This window comes from Acetanaerobacterium sp. MSJ-12, from assembly GCF_018917875.1.
In the GTDB taxonomy this organism is placed as follows: domain Bacteria; phylum Bacillota; class Clostridia; order Oscillospirales; family Ruminococcaceae; genus Bittarella; species Bittarella massiliensis.
This window is the reverse complement of the sequence record NZ_JAHLPK010000003.1, coordinates 162,464-177,614: the sequence shown is the minus strand read 5'-3', so window position 1 is coordinate 177,614 and position 15,151 is coordinate 162,464. Positions and strand designations below refer to the sequence as shown.

11 protein-coding genes are annotated in these 15,151 nt (G+C 62.1%); 2 read left to right on the top strand and 9 right to left on the bottom strand.

Going from position 1 to position 15,151, the window contains the following annotated elements; all coding sequences use genetic code 11:
• Window positions 1-18: 18 nt before the first annotated feature.
• From ligA to hprK, 9 genes are all read right to left on the bottom strand, one after another.
• Entirely contained in the window at window positions 19-1,992 is a 1,974-nt protein-coding gene (gene ligA / locus KQI11_RS04515) for an NAD-dependent DNA ligase LigA (protein WP_216401234.1), read from the bottom strand.
• 170 nt (window positions 1,993-2,162) lie between these two features.
• Window positions 2,163-2,840 (bottom strand): sporulation protein YunB, encoded by a 678-nt coding sequence (gene yunB / locus KQI11_RS04510; RefSeq protein ID WP_216401233.1) that lies wholly within the window; start codon window positions 2,838-2,840, stop codon window positions 2,163-2,165.
• A 155-nt stretch (window positions 2,841-2,995) separates the two neighbouring features.
• Window positions 2,996-3,976 (bottom strand): 6-phosphofructokinase, encoded by a 981-nt coding sequence (pfkA, locus tag KQI11_RS04505; protein WP_185915174.1) that lies wholly within the window; start codon window positions 3,974-3,976, stop codon window positions 2,996-2,998.
• A gap of 91 nt (window positions 3,977-4,067) precedes the next feature.
• Complete coding sequence (locus KQI11_RS04500; RefSeq protein WP_216401232.1) at window positions 4,068-7,625, bottom strand: DNA polymerase III subunit alpha; 3,558 nt, start codon at window positions 7,623-7,625, stop codon at window positions 4,068-4,070.
• The gene (gene whiA / locus KQI11_RS04495) at window positions 7,615-8,550 is read right to left on the bottom strand and encodes a DNA-binding protein WhiA (protein ID WP_216401231.1); all 936 of its coding nucleotides are present in this window, start codon (window positions 8,548-8,550) and stop codon (window positions 7,615-7,617) included. Before whiA ends, KQI11_RS04500 begins: the two co-directional genes overlap by 11 nt.
• A gap of 3 nt (window positions 8,551-8,553) precedes the next feature.
• Window positions 8,554-9,414, bottom strand: coding sequence for an RNase adapter RapZ (gene rapZ, locus KQI11_RS04490; RefSeq protein WP_185915327.1), 861 nt, complete (start codon window positions 9,412-9,414; stop codon window positions 8,554-8,556).
• 79 nt (window positions 9,415-9,493) lie between these two features.
• Window positions 9,494-10,399: a UDP-N-acetylmuramate dehydrogenase gene (gene murB / locus KQI11_RS04485; protein ID WP_216401230.1), complete on the bottom strand. Its 906-nt coding sequence runs from the start codon at window positions 10,397-10,399 to the stop codon at window positions 9,494-9,496.
• A 31-nt stretch (window positions 10,400-10,430) separates the two neighbouring features.
• Window positions 10,431-11,153, bottom strand: coding sequence for a phosphatase (locus KQI11_RS04480; RefSeq protein WP_216401229.1), 723 nt, complete (start codon window positions 11,151-11,153; stop codon window positions 10,431-10,433).
• Between the two features lie 63 nt (window positions 11,154-11,216).
• Window positions 11,217-12,179 carry an HPr(Ser) kinase/phosphatase gene (gene hprK / locus KQI11_RS04475; RefSeq protein ID WP_216401228.1) on the bottom strand — a complete coding sequence of 321 codons (963 nt, stop codon included), beginning with the start codon at window positions 12,177-12,179 and terminating at the stop codon, window positions 11,217-11,219.
• Between the two features lie 183 nt (window positions 12,180-12,362).
• Between hprK and KQI11_RS04470 the strand changes: the two genes are divergently transcribed.
• Both KQI11_RS04470 and KQI11_RS04465 read left to right on the top strand, forming a co-directional pair.
• Complete coding sequence (locus tag KQI11_RS04470) at window positions 12,363-13,523, top strand: glycosyltransferase (protein ID WP_185915180.1); 1,161 nt, start codon at window positions 12,363-12,365, stop codon at window positions 13,521-13,523.
• Between the two features lie 220 nt (window positions 13,524-13,743).
• The gene (locus tag KQI11_RS04465; RefSeq protein WP_256135646.1) at window positions 13,744-15,123 is read left to right on the top strand and encodes an NAD(P)/FAD-dependent oxidoreductase; all 1,380 of its coding nucleotides are present in this window, start codon (window positions 13,744-13,746) and stop codon (window positions 15,121-15,123) included.
• Window positions 15,124-15,151: the final 28 nt, after the last annotated feature.

The following is a 15,151-nucleotide window of genomic DNA, read 5'->3' as shown; positions in this document are numbered from 1 at the left end:
TCTCTGGCCAAAATACCCCTACTGGATCAGCTCTAAAAACGCCTCTTCCGTGAGGACGGGGACATCCAGGCTCTCGGCCTTTTCCAGCTTGCTGCCGGCGTCCTCCCCCGCCACCAGGTAGCTGGTGGCCTTGGAGACGCTGGAGGCGACCTTGCCCCCGTTTTGCTTGATGAGCTCTTCGATCTCCTTGCGGGTGAAGCGGGTGAGCTTGCCGGTGACCACGAACTTCTTGCCGGTCAGCTTGTCGCCCACCGCCTGCTTGTGGGCGGTGGTGTTGACCCCCCGGGCCACCAACTTGTCGATCACCCGGCGATTTTCCTCCTGGGCAAAGAAGCGGACCACGTTCTGCGCCATCACCCCGCCGATGCCGTCGACGGCGCTGATCTCCTCCTCGCTGGCGGCCATGATGGCCTCCAGGGTGGGAAAGCGCTCGCAGATCAGTTCCGAGGCGCGCTTGCCCACATTCTTGATCCCCAGCCCGAAGAGCAGCCGGGGCAGGTCGTTTTTCTTGGACGCCTCGATGGCGGAGATGAGGTTTTGGGCCGCCTTTTCCTGAAAGCCCTCCAGCTCCACCACCTGCTCAAAGGTGAGGGCATAGAGGTCGCCAAAATCCTCTATCAGGCCGGCTTTTTGCAGCGCCTCGATGATGGCGGGGCCCAGGCCGTCGATGTCCATGGCGTCGCGGGAGCAAAAGTGCCACAGCCGGCGGAAGTTTTTGGCCGGGCAGTGGGGGTTGGGGCAGCGGGTGGCCGCCTCGTCCTCCGCCTGGACGGTCTTGGTGCCGCAGGAGGGGCAGTAGGCGGGGATCTGAAAGACCTGGGAGCCCTCGCAGTGGCGCTTGACGGCCACCACCTCGGGGATGATCTCCCCCGCTTTGCGCACCACGATCACGTCGCCAATGCCCACCTGCTTTTCGTTGATGAAGTCCTGGTTGTGCAGCACAGCGCGGCCCACGGTGGTGCCCGCCAAGGTGATGGGGTCAAAGAGGGCGGTGGGGATGAGGGCGCCGGTGCGCCCGACGCTGATCTCCACCTCCCGCAGGATGGTCTCCTTCTCCTCCGGCGGGTACTTGTAGGCGATGGCCCACTTGGGGTATTTGGAGGTGCTGCCCAGCTCCTCCCTCTCGTGCAGGTCGTCCACCTTGACCACCGCGCCGTCGATGTCGAAGGAGAGCTTTCCCCGCAGGCCGTCAATTTCGCGGATGCGCTCCACCGCCTCCGCGGCGCTCTGGCAGAGGACAAAGTCGGGCGAGACGGGAAAGCCCTGCTGGGCCATCCAGCGCAGCGTCTCGCTGTGGGCGGTGAAGGCCTTGCCCTCGACCTGTTGCAGGTTGAAGACGAAGATGGAGAGCCCCCGCTCCCCGGTGATGGACGCATCCTTCTGGCGCAGGGAACCGGCGGCGGCGTTGCGGGGGTTTTTGAAGGGCTTCTCCCCCTCCTCTACCTGGCGCTCCACCAGTTTTTCAAAGCTGGCGCGGGGCATGTACACCTCGCCCCGCACCTCCAGAAAGCCCTGAAAGGGGATGGTTTTGGGGATGTCTTTTATGGTGCGCAGATTGACGGTGATGTCCTCCCCCACCAGGCCGTCGCCCCGGGTGGAGCCCCGCACCAACCGGCCGCCCCGGTACTCCAGCGAGACCGAGAGGCCGTCGATCTTCATCTCCACCACGCAGGGCATGATCCCGCCCTCGGGGGTGATCTTCTGCAAAAACTCCTCCACCTCTTCCAGCGAGAAGACGTCCTGCAAACTCTCCATCTTCACCTGGTGGGCGACCTTTTCAAACTGGTTGGAGGAGACGCCCCCCACCCGGTCAGAGGGGGAGTGCTCGCTCTTATACTGGGGGTGCTCGGCCTCCAGCGCCCGCAGCTCTTGGGTGAGCTGGTCATAGTCGTAGTCGCTGATTTCGGGGTCGTCCTGGTTGTAGTAGCGGTCGTTGTGGTACTCGATCTGCCTCTCCAACTCCCGCATCCGCTCAAAAACGGCGTCTGGCATAGCTGTTTCTTCCTCCGTTCATACACTCGTCTAGTATAGCATATCTTTTCCCCCTTTTACAGGGGCTGCCCTCAAAATTATGGGGCAAATTTCCACCCCCTATACCCTTTTGCAACGGCTTCCAGAAAGCCGGGCGACCCTGTTTGCAGGGCCGCCCGGCAAGCGCTTGGCTATTTGGTGTAGTCGTTGATCTTTCCGATGAGGGAGGAGTCGTCCCCGTTCACATGGGTGAACTGATCCGGCGTCGCCCCGACGATGACGGTCTCTGCCAGGGTGTAGCCGACGTTGAGCTCGGTCTGGGTCACATATCCCGGAATGATGGCCGAGAGCATGACCGAGACCTTCAGCACCACCCGGTGCCTAGTCTGGTTGATGCCCGCCGAGTCGAATTGGCTGTCCACCGAGCAGGTGGCATAGGACGAGGGCTGCACCCGCAGGGTGATGTCAGGCCCCACGCCCTGCAAAATCTGGGTGCCCAGCAGGGAGCCCACCGGGATTTTGATGCTCTGCAACCCGATTTGGGACATCTCGCTGTTGATGCGGTCGGTGATCCCCGCCTTGAAGAGGTTGACGTTGACGGTGTTGAGCGAGATGCCGGTGACCTGGGAATTGGCGTCCCGGGTGACGGTGGAGAAGGTCTCGTAGTCCACCCCCTCCTTCCCCAGGTAGTCGAGGATGGCCGCGTCGATCACCTCGGTGGCGAAGCTCTTGATTTGGTAGGTGGCAAAGGACTGCACCATCGGCCGCAGTTGGTGGTCGATCGCCGCCACCGCCCCCAACAGGACAAGCAGCAATACCCCCACCCGCAGCAGCCATTCCCGCCGGTGCCGCTTTTTACGGTGCCGCATCTGCATCCCCTCCCCTGCTCAAAATCTCTGCTCCATTCTATGAGGGGACGAAAAAAAGGTGATAATCAGCCCCAAAGAGCGCTGTTTTCCCCTTTGAAATGCAAAAAAGCGCCCTCTGCCTGTATTGGCAGAGGGCGCTGAAAAGCCAAACTTTGCTAGATGGAGATGGCGTGGCCGATGTTGAGCAGCCGCTCGTCGATGGTTTTGTGCATGGCCAGGGCTTCGTTGATCTCAAAGTCGACCAGTTCGCCCTTCTGAATGGCCACCACCCGGTTGCCGATGTTCTGGGAGAGCAGCTCCACGGCGCGATAGCCCATCTTGGTGGCCATCACCCGGTCGCGCAGGGTCGGGCTGCCGCCGCGCTGCACGTGGCCGAGCACGGTGGTGCGCGAGTCGATGCCCAGGGTGTTCTGGATCAGCCCGGCGATGTCTCCAGCGCTGCCCACCCCTTCGGCCACCACCACGATGAAGTGGCGCTTGCCCACGCTCTGGGAATAGCGGATGCGGTCGAGCAGGTCCTTTTGGGGGTCAAAGGGCTTTTCGGGGACCAGGATGACGCAGGCCCCGCAGGCGATGCCGGTGTTCAGGGCGATGTGCCCGGCCCGGCGGCCCATCACCTCGACCACGCTGCAGCGCTCGTGGGAGTGGGCGGTGTCTCGCAGCTTGTCGACCATCTCCATGGCGGTGTTCATGGCGGTGTCGTAGCCAATGGTGTACTCGCTGCAGGCGATGTCGTTGTCGATGGTGCCGGGGACGCCGATGCAGGGGACCCCGACGTTGGAGAGGTCCTGCGCGCCGCGGAAAGAGCCGTCGCCGCCGATGACCACCAGGCCGTCGATGCCGTGCTTCTCGCACATCTCCTTGCCCTTCATGACGCCGGACATCTCTTTGAACTCCAGGCAGCGGGCAGTGTAGAGAATGGTGCCGCCCCGCTGAATGATCTCGGACACCGAGCGGATGCTCATGTCCATGATCTCCTCGTTGAGAAGACCGGAATAGCCGCGCATGATCCCTTTGACCTTGATGCCCATGGAGATGGCGGTGCGGACGACTGCGCGAATGGCGGCGTTCATGCCCGGGGCATCCCCGCCGCTGGTCAAGACGCCGATCGTCTTGATCTCTTTATCGGTGTGCATGGTGCGAACCTCCTATATGTCAACTACCTTTTTCACATACGAATTTATTGTACACGGCAGCCCAATCGATTGCAAGGACAAAAATGGGAAATCAGGAAATGATAACGTTTTTATCTCCGAAAATATTCTTTAAAGTCCGCATCAGATCCTCTGTCGGGCCCACCCGCAGACTCTTGCTCTTGAGCTTTTTGCGGGTGTCGGCAAAGCAGATGTAGACCGGGTAGTCGCCGGGGTATCCCCCCACCAGCGAGGGGATCTTGGCCATCAGCGCCTCGTTGCGGTTGGGCAGAAGGATGTAGAGGGCCTGGCCGTCGGCCCGCTCAGGCGGCGGGGTGGCCGGCATCTGCGGCGCAAGGGGGGTGGCTGCGGCCGCCGGTGCGGACGGGCGCTCCCTCCCTCCCCTCCCCCCTCTGGGGGGCGGCGGGGATCCGGCCTCGGCGGGGGACTGCACGTACTCGCAGATGAGCTTGGGCGCCTCCTCCTCGCGGATGGAGAGGTGCCCGCCGATGACGACAATGGCGTTTTCCCGCAGCAGGGGCCTGTACTGCTGGAGGGTGGAGGGAAAGACCAGCATCTCCATGGTGCCGGTGCGATCCTCCACGTCGGCAAACATCATGGTGGTCTGGCTCTTGGTGATTTTGGTGCGGGCGGCGGTGACCACCACCAAGAAGCGGACGTTGAGGCCGTCCTTGCTGTCGTCCAGTTGGAGCATGGAGGCGATCTGCGGGAACTTGCCCCGCTCGATGACCTCCCGGTACTCGTCCAGGGGGTGGGCGGACATGTAGCAGCCGATGATCTCCTTTTCCATCTGCAGCTTTTCCCGCAGGGGGTAGTCCTCCACCGCGGGGAGGGTGAAGGGCTCCTCCTCCCCCTCCTCCCCGCCGCCGAAGAGGTTGAGCTGGCCCTCCACGTTGCGCCGGTCCCGCTCCTCGATGTAGTCGAAGAGGCCGTCGATGGCCTCCACCTGGGCGCGGCGGTTGGGGTTGAGCTTGTCCAGACAGCCGCAGCGCACCATGTTTTCAATGGCCTTTTTGTTCAGCTGCCGGGTCAAGATCTTCTTCATCCGGTCGACAAAATTGTAGAGGGAGGTGAAGGGCCCGCCCTTCTCCCGCTCCGCCACGATCTCGGCGATGACCCCCTCCCCCAGCCCCTTGATGCCCAGGAGGCTGTACTGAATGGCATCCCCCGACACGGTGAAGCGCTGGTAGCTCTCGTTGATGTAGGGCGGCAGCACCGGGATCTTCATCTGGTCGCACTCGGCAATGTACTCGGCCACCTTGTCGGTGTTGCCCAGCACGCTGGTGAGGAGGGCGGCCATGAACTCCTTGGGGTAGTGGCATTTTAAGTAGGCCGTCTGGTAGGCCACATAGGCGTAGGCCGCCGCGTGGGACTTGTTGAAGGCGTAGGAGGCGAAGGAGGACATCTCGTCGAAGATGTCGTTGGCCGTCTTCTCGTCGATGCCGTTTTTGATGCAGCCCACGCACTGGCTGTCAGGGTCCTCGTCGCCGTAGAGGAAGCGCTGGCGCTCCCTCTGCATCACGTCGGCCTTCTTCTTGCTCATGGCCCGGCGCACCATGTCGGCCTGGCCGTAGGTGAATCCCGCCAGCTTGCGGCAGATCTGCATCACCTGTTCCTGGTAGACGATGCAGCCGTAGGTCACGTCGAGGATCTCCTCCAGCCAGGGGTGCTTGTAGGTGATGAAGGCGGCGTTCTTGCTGGCCTTTAAGTAGCGGGGGATCGAGTCCATCGGCCCCGGGCGGTAGAGGGAGATGACGGCGATCAAGTCCTCGATGCGGGTGGGGCCCAGGTCGGTGAGCACCCGCTTCATCCCCTCCGATTCAAACTGGAACACCCCCCGGGCGTCGCCCGAAGCCAGCATCTCAAAGGTGGCCCGGTCCTGCTTGTCGATGGCCCCGATGTCAAAACCGGGCTCCCGGCGGCGAACCATCCGCTCGGCGTCGCTGATGACCGTCAGGGTGCGCAGGCCGAGAAAGTCCATCTTCAAGAGGCCCAGTTCCTCCAGGGTGGTCATGGTGAACTGGGTGACGATCTGCCCGTCGGTGCTCTGCAACGGCACGTACTCGTAGACCGGCAGCCGGCTGATGACCACCCCGGCGGCGTGGGTGGAGGCGTGGCGGGGCATCCCCTCCAGCTTCATGGCCATCTCCAGCACCTCGTGAGCGGTCTGGTCGCTGTCGTAGAGTTGCTTGAGGTCAGAGGAGATCTTCAGCGCCTCGGCGATGGTGATGTGTAGCTGCATGGGGATGAGCTTGGCGATCTGGTCGCAGGTGGAGTAGGCGATGCCCAGGGCCCGCCCCACGTCCCGCACGGCGGCCCGGGCCGCCATGGTGCCGAAGGTGATGATCTGGGCCACGTGGTCGGCGCCGTACTTTTCAATGACGTAGTCGATGACCAGCTGCCGCTTTTCATAGCAGAAGTCGATGTCGAAATCGGGCATCGAGACCCGCTCCGGGTTTAAAAACCGCTCGAAAATCAGGTTGTACTCGATGGGGTCGATCCCGGTGATGCCGATGCAGTAGGCCGCCAGGCTACCCGCGCCCGATCCGCGCCCCGGCCCCACTGGGATGTCGTGGCTCTTGGCGTAGTTGACAAAGTCCTGCACGATGAGGAAGTAGTCCACATACCCCATCTGGGTGATGACCCCCAGCTCGTAGGAGAGCCGGTCCTGGATCTCCTGCGGGCAGTCCTTCCCGTAGTGGTTCCAGAGCCCCTGCCAGCAGAGATCCTCGAAGTAGGACTGGTTGTCCCCGGTGGGCGAGGTGAAGTAGGGCAGCTTCGTGACCCCGAACTCAAAGTCCAGCTGGCACATGTCGGCAATTTTGCGGGTGTTGGCAATGGCCTCGGGCAGGTGGCCGAAAAGGGCCTCCATCTCCTCCCTGCCCTTGACGTAGAACTCCTCGGTGGAGAACTCGATGCCGGTGTCCTCGTCCACCGTCTTTCCCAGCTGGATGCAGGTGAGCAGGTGCTGCATCTTGCTGTCCTCCCGGCTCAGGTAGTGGCAGTCGTTGGTGCAGACCAATCCGATATCCAACTTTTTGGCCAGGGCCACCAGCTTGGGGTTGACCTCCGCCTGCAGATCCAGGCCGTGGTTTTGCAGCTCGATGTAGTAGCGATCCTTGCCAAAGAGGTCGCGGTAGAAGCGGGCGGTCTCCTCCGCCCCCTTGTCGTCCCCCTGCAAGAGCAGGCTGGGCACCTCTCCAGCAATGCAGGCCGAGAGGGCGATGAGCCCCTCGCTGTGCTCCTGCAGCAGCTGGTGGTCGATGCGGGGCTTTTTGTAGAAGCCGTCGATAAAGGCCTGGCTGACCATGTAGATGAGGTTTTGGTAGCCGGTGTAATTTTCGCAGAGGAGGACCAGGTGGTGGTTTTGCGAGTCGAGCCCGTGCACCTTGTCGGTGCGGGCGCGGCTGGCCACATAGACCTCGCAGCCGATGATGGGCTTGACCCCTTTGGCCTTGGCGGCCTTATAGAAGTCGATGACCCCGTACATCACCCCGTGGTCGGTGATGGCCACCGCGTCCTGCCCCAGGGAGAGGACCTTGTCCATCAACTGGTTGATGCGGCAGGCCCCGTCGAGCAGGCTGTACTCGGTGTGCAGGTGCAGGTGGACAAAGCCGTTGTCATTGGCCATTGCTTCCTTCCTCCTCTCGCAATTTTTTTGCCAGCTCCCGAATTTTTGCCAGCCGCCGGTTGAGGCTGGAACGGCTGATCCCCGGCGGGCAGACCTCCATCAGCTGGTTGAGGGATGCCTCGGGGTTTTCCAGCCGCAGCCGGGCGGCCAACAGCAGGTCCTCCCCCAAAAAGTCCGCCCCCCTCTTTTCCAGTATGTACTCGATGTCCGCCGTCTGCCCGGCCGCGGCGGTGGCGGTCTTGTCGATGTTGGCGGTCTCGCAGTTGGTGAGGCGGTTGACCTGGTTGCGGATGTCCTTGTAGATCTTGACGTTCATCACTTCCAGCGACTTCATCGGCGCGCCGACGGCCACCAGCACCTCCTCGATCTCCTTGCTGTCCTTGAAGTAGAGGAGGTTGACGTTCCCCCGGCGGGAGGCCTTGGGCTGCCAGCCGATGCGGCGAAACTCCTCGGCCAGATCCTCCATCAGCCCCCGGCGGGAGGAGGTCAGTTCCAGGTGGTACTCCTTTTGGGGGTTGGTGACCCGCCCCATGCTCAAAAAGGCGCCCGCCAAAAAGTGGCGGCGGCACTCGGTGCAGACAAAGCACTGGCGCTGGATCCGCAGGCTCACCTCCTGCCCAGCGTGGCCGTAAAAGAGGAGGATCTGCTGGATGTCGTCGGGGTCCACGATGCGAAAGGAGTAGAGGCTGTGCCCGGCGGCATTCTGCCGCTCGATGCTGTAGGTGCGCATCATCTCGCCGAAGATGCGGCGGGTCAGCCCCTTGGCGAACTGCACCACCGCCTTTTTCTCCGATACCAGCTCGATGGAGGCAGCGGAAAAAGACCTGCCGCCGAGCAGCAGGCCATACAGCATGGCCGCCGCACAGCAGCGGGTCTCCGGCACATTTTTCATGATCTCCGTCTTGACCGAGGTGGAAAATGACATGGTCTACCTGTCCTTTAAGATGTCCCGGTGGGTGACCTTGGCCTTGAGCCCCTGGTCGGCAAAATGGCGGTTGAGGGTCTCTGCAATGGCCACCGAGCGGTGCTTGCCGCCGGTGCAGCCGATGCCGATGACCAGTTGGCTCTTGCCCTCGTTTTTGTAGTAGGGGACCGAAAAATCCAGCAGGTCAAAGAGCTTTTGCACGTAGAGCCCCGTCTCCTTCTGCCCGAACACGTAGTCGTAGACCGGCTGGTCCAGCCCGGTCTGGTGCTTGAGTTCGGGGATGTAAAAGGGGTTGGGCAGGAACCGCACGTCAAAGACCAAGTCGGCCTCCACCGGAATGCCGTACTTGAAGCCGAAGGAGAGGGTGTCGATTTGGAAGAAGGAGGAGGCGCTGTCGGCAAAGATGTCGATGATGCGCTGCTTGAGCTGGGTGATGGAGAGGAGGGTGGTGTCGATGACGTAGTTGGCCTGCTCCTTTACCGGCTTGAGGATCAGCCGGTCGGCGGCCACCGCCTTTTCCAGCGAACCGGCCACATCTAGCAGGGGGTGGCGGCGGCGGGTCTCCTTGTAGCGGCGCACCAGCACCTCGTCGGCGCAGTCCAAAAAGAGGATCTTCACGTCGACCCCGGTGGCCTTGATGCCCTCCACCTCTTCCAGCAGCTTGTAGAAGAAGTCGCCCGAACGGGCGTCGGCCACCACCGCCACCTTGCGCAGCTTGCCGTCGGTCTGTGCGCAGACCTCAAAGAAGCGGCCGATCAGGGCCGGCGGTATGTTGTCGATGCAGTAGTAGCCCATGTCCTCGATGACCCGCACCGCCTGGCTCTTCCCCGCCCCCGAAAGGCCGGTGATCACCAAAAGCTCCATCTTCGCGTCCATTTTTACATCCCCCTCGCCAACTGCCCGGACGGGCAGTTTGTCTTGTTTGGTCGGTGGGAGACAGCTCTCACTGCTCCCCTAAAAAGCGCACTTCCGGCTCCAGGGAGAAGCCGGTCTTTTCGCGCACGATCCGCTGCACCTGGGCAATCAGCCCCAGCACGTCGGCGCAGGTGGCGCCGTCGGCGTTGACCACGAAACCGCAGTGCTTCTCGCTCACCCGGGCCCCGCCCACCGAAAAGCCCCGCAGCCCACACTCGTCGATGAGCTTGGACGCATAGCTGCCCTGGGGGCGTTTGAAGGTGCTGCCGGCACTGGGCTGCTCCATGGGCTGCTTGGTGTAGCGGCGGCCCAGCAGGTCGTCCATCTTCTCCTTGATGGCCCCCTTCTCCCCCGCCCGCAGGGCGAGGGAGACCCGAGTGATGAGGCAGTTCCGGTCGGAAAAATAGCTGTGGCGGTAGGAAAAGCCGCACTCCTCCCGAGAGAAGGTTGTTTCCTCTCCCCCCTCCCAAAAGGTCACGGAGGAGAGGACATCCTTCATCTCGCCGTCATAGGCGCCGGCGTTCATGTAGGCCGCCCCGCCCACGCTGCCGGGGATCCCCCAGGCAAATTCCAGCCCGGAGAGACCGTGCTGGTAGGCGCTGTAGCAAAGCCTCGCCAAGGAGACCCCGGCGTCCACCTCCACCGCCTCGCCGTCAAAGGAGAGGTGTCCGTATTTGTTGGCGCTCTTGAGCACCACGCCGCGGTAGCCCCCGTCCCCCACCAGCAAGTTGGAACCCCGCCCCAGCGGGAACCAGGGCAACCCCTCCTTCTCCAGCAGGGTGTAGAGCTCCCCCGCCGCCTGGACGGTGTGGGGGACGACCATCCAGTCGGCCGTCCCCCCGATGCGAAAGGTGGTGTGGCGGGAAAGGGGTTCATCGCGCAAGATGTCGCAGTCCTTGGTCTTTGCCTCTTGAATAAAGCGGTCGTAGTTCAAAGCGTTCCTCCTGCCAGTGCAGTATTTCCGGTCACAGGGAGACCGGGACGCGCCGGTTGGCCAGGGCCTTTTCAAAGCGGCCCAGGTCGGCGTTGACGATCAGTTCTTCGGGAAAATCGGCGGCCGCGAGGATGTTGGTGGCCTTTTCAAATTCCCCCACCCGAAAGGGGGAGTGGGCGTCGGTGTTGACGATGACCTCCACCCGGTGCTCTTTGCAGAGTTTGGCGATGGTGAACATGTTTTCGGCCGCCCCCTCGCGGAAGGTCACCGACGAGGCGTTGAATTCGATGTACTTGCCGCTGTCCTTGAAGAGGGGCACCACCCGCTCGTAGTCAAAGCGGTAGCAGTTGGCCCCGGGGTGGCCGAAGACGTCCACATAGGGGTTTTTCAGCAAGTTGAGCACCGCCTCGGTGTTCTCCTCCACGCTGCCGGGGGCGATGACCTCGGGGTGCATCGAGCAGACCACCCACTCCATCTTCTGCAAAAAGTGTTCGTCCAGGTCCACCTTGCCGGTGCAGTCCATCAAGTTCAGCTCGCACCCCCGCAGCACCCGCACCCCTTCGATGACCGGGGGGAGCTGGTGGAGGTTGCCAAAGTGCCAGAGGTCGGGCGAGTCGGGCATGGAGGGGGCGTGGTCGGTCATCCCCAAGATTGGAAGCCCCTTTTCGGCGGCGCCCCGGGCCATCTCAATGACGGTGCCGTAGGCGTGGGTGGAGGCGATGGTGTGGGTGTGGGTGTCTGCAATCAATCTCATGCTGTTTTTATCTCCTTTGGCGTTACACTATTCACTCTATGTGGCCGGGCGGCCGTTCATCCCCTAAAAGAGGTCGACATCCTGCTCCTCGGCCTTTTTCACGTCCTCGATCATTCCCAGGTTGGTCAGCAGCTGGCGGGCGGCGTTGTAGCCCATCCTCTTCTGGCGGTTGTTCATGGCCGCCACCTCGATGATGATGGCCAGGTTCCGCCCGGGCTTCACCGGGATGGTGAGGGAGGGGATCTTGATCCCCAGGATTTCGGTGTGGGTGTTTTCCAGGCCGATGCGGTCGTAGTTCTTGTCGGCCTCCCAGGGCTCCAGGTGGATGATCATATCCACCTTCTCGCTCATCTTGACCGAGCCGATGCCGAAGATGCGGCGGACGTTGACGATGCCGATGCCCCGCAGTTCGACAAAGTGGCGGATGTTGTCGGGCGAAGTGCCCACCAGGGTGGTGGTGGAGGTCTTGCGCAGCTCCACCGCGTCGTCGGCGATGAGCCGGTGGCCCCGCTTGACCAGCTCGATGGCGGTCTCGCTCTTGCCGACGCCGCTCTCCCCCAACAGCAAGATGCCCTCGCCGTAGACCTCGACGAGCACGCCGTGGCGGGTGATGCGGGGGGCCAGTTCGATGTTGAGCAGGGAGTTGAGCCCTGACATGAAGGTGGAGGTGGGCTCGCTGGTGCGCAGCAGGGGGACGCTGTTTTCCTCGGCGTAGCGGATGGCGGACTCGAAAATTTCCAACCCGCGGGTGAAGATGACGGTGACCGGCTGGGTCTTGAAGAAGCGGCAGAGACTTGCGTCCCGCGCTTCGTCGTCGAGGTCCAGCAGGTAGGAGTACTCTAAATTGCCGATGAGTTGGATGCGGGAGCAATCAAAAAAATCGTGATGGCCCGCCAGGTAGAGGCCGGGGCGGTTCAGGTCGCCCACGGTGATGGCGATCTCGGCGGGGTCCTTGGGCATCACGATGGGTTCCAGGCCGAATTTGTGTACGATGGTGGCAAGACTTACGCTGAATTTTCCTTCCATATTTGCAGTCCCCCTTAATGTATCTTAAGTATATATGAAAAATGGCCGCCTTTCAACTGACATTTAGCCGGAAGCGTTTCTTTTAAAAAACGATTATGGTATACTGGGTGCAAGCAAGACCGGCCGGCCCTTCCCTCTGCAGACAGGGGCCTGCCAAACCAATACAGAGGAGTTCTTTGGATTATGAAAGTAGCGCTTTTCGTCGAGACCTATCTGCCGTACATCAACGGTGTGGTCACCCACGTCCACTCGCTGAAGACCGGTCTGGAGATGCTGGGCCACCAGGTGCTGGTGGTGACCGCCGACCCGGAGGTGAAGCGCCACACCCTGAAAGACGGGGTTCTCTACTGCCCCTGTAAAAAGCTCAAGCGGATCTACGGCTATGGCCTGGCCGCCCCCGTGAGCCGGGTGCGGGAAAAGCTCATCGACAACTTCGCCCCCGACATCGTCCACGTCCACCAGGAGTTTGGCATCGGCCTCTTCGGCTACCAGTACGCCAAGCGGCGCAAAGTCCCCATGGTCTACACCATGCACACCATGTACGACGACTACCTCTACTACGTAGTGCCCAAGCACCTGATCCCCGCCGCCAAACAGGTGGCCGGCCGCTACTCGCGGATGTTTGTCAAGGCCGCCGCCCAGGTGACCGGCCCCTCGAAAAAGGTCGAGAGCTATCTGCGCAGCCACGGCATCAAAAAGCCGGTCAACGTGGTGCCCAACCCGGTGGAGCTGGACACCTTCAACCTGGAGCACGCCGACATGGAGAAGGTCGCCGCCCTGCGGGAGCAGTTTGGCTACGCGGCCGACGACTTTGTCACCGTCTTCGTCGGCCGGGTCGGGAAGGAGAAAAACATCGACCAGCTGTTGGACTTCTGGGCCGCCTCCCAGTTGGCAAAGGAACCCCGCCTCAAGCTGATGGTCATCGGCGACGGGCCGGAGCGGGAAGCGTTGATTGCCAAAGCCGCGGCGCTGGGCCTCTCGCCCCAGGTGCAGTTTATCGGCAAGGTGATGCACGACCAGCTGCTGGAATACCTGGTGGCCTGCGACGCCTACGTCACCGCCTCCCTCTCGGACACCAACTCCATCTCTATGCTGGAGGGGATGGCGGTGGGCCTGCCGGTCTTTCACATCCACGACCCCCTGAACAAGGGCCAGGTGGTGGAGGGGGTCAACGGCTTCATCTACAACAGCGCCGACGAGCTGGCGGAAAAACTGCTGGCCTACCGGGATTTGGAGGACAAACAGCCCCTCAAGGAGTCGGTGGTGGAGTCGGTGCAGCACTCTGGCGCCAAGACCCTGGGCGAAAATCTCGAAAAAATCTATGTCAAGGCCCTGCGCTCTTGACTAACGCAAATTTTGTGATATACTATCGCATCGGGCGGAAGGGATACAGCTGTCCTCGAAATGTGGACATTTCCCCCTCCCTGCCCCTGTGTACGATATGGAAATGACTGCGGCCCGGCCTGGGTCGCCGCCTGCACTTCAAATGGCGCGCCAAATCCCCCAGCCAAAGCGGGGGCGCGCCATTTTTTGTGGCGCAGAGAAGAAAACGGAGGGTACCACGGTGAAAAAACAACACTACGACATTGCCATTATCGGCGGCGGCATCGGCGGCATCATGGCCGCTTACCGGATCGCGGAGAACGCCCCGGAGAAATCGGTGGTGCTGGTGGAAAAGGGCCATGCCATCGTCAAGCGGGTCTGCCCCATCGTCGCCAAAAAGGTGCAAAAGTGCATCAAGTGCGAGTCCTGCGCCATCATGGAGGGGATGGCCGGCGCCGGCGCCTTTTCCGATGGCAAGTATGTCATCTCCACCGAGTACGGCGGCTGGCTGACCGACTTTTTGGCCCCCAGCACGGTCATCGACTACATCGAGCAGGCCGACAAGATCCTGGTCTCCTTCGGCGCCACCACCGAGCGGTTCATGCCCAACAACGACCTGAAAAAGCTCTGCCTGCAAAACGACCTGCACATGGCCCAGGCCCAGCTCAAACACCTGGGGACCGACGCCAACTTCGACACCATGCGCAAGCTCATCGAGGAGATCAGCTCCAAGGTGGAGATCGTCACCGACACCAACGTGATCGACGTCAACCGCGAGAGCCACGAGATCTTCACCGAGGACCGCAGCGGCACCGCCTCCTTCAAGGCGGACGAGATCATCTTTGCCGTGGGCCGGGCCGGCAGCCGCTTCTTCTCCGAGTGGTGCGCCCAAAACCAGATCCCGCTGGAAAACAACCAGGTGGACGTGGGGGTGCGCGTCGAGCTGCCCTCGATGATTTGGGACGACTTCTCCAAAAAAATCTACGAGCCCAAAATCTGGTACCGCTCCAAAAAATACGGCGACGTGACGAGGATGTTCTGCTTTAACGAGCGGGGCCAGGTGGTGACCGAGAACACCGACGGAGTGCTCACCGTCAACGGCCACGCCTACCGGGATGAGGCCAAGAAGAGCCAGAACTCCAACTTTGCCCTCCTCTCCACCATCCGCTTCACCCAGCCCTTCAACCAACCCATCGAGTACGCCCGCCACGTGGCCCGGCTGGCCAACCTCATCAGCGGCGGCAGCGTGCTGGTGCAGCGCCTGGGCGATTTGGAGAACGGCCGCCGCACCGATGAGGCCCGGCTGCGCCAGTCCACCACCCGCCCCACCCTGGACGCGGTGGCCGGCGATCTCTCCCTGTGCATGCCCAAGCGCCAGCTCGACAGCATTTTGGAGACCCTGCACGCCCTGGACGCCATTGCCCCCGGCACCGCCAACCACGACACCCTGCTCTACGGCATTGAGTGCAAATACTACTCTGCCCGCCCGGCAGCCGACGACTTTGCCATCAGTGGCTGCAAGGGCATCTACGCCCTGGGCGACGGGGCCGGCTTCACCCGTTCCCTCTCCCAGGCGGCGGCCAACGGCCTTTACGTGGCCGACAAGCTGACCAAGAAATAGCCTTCTTTCCCCTTTGCGAAAGCGGCCA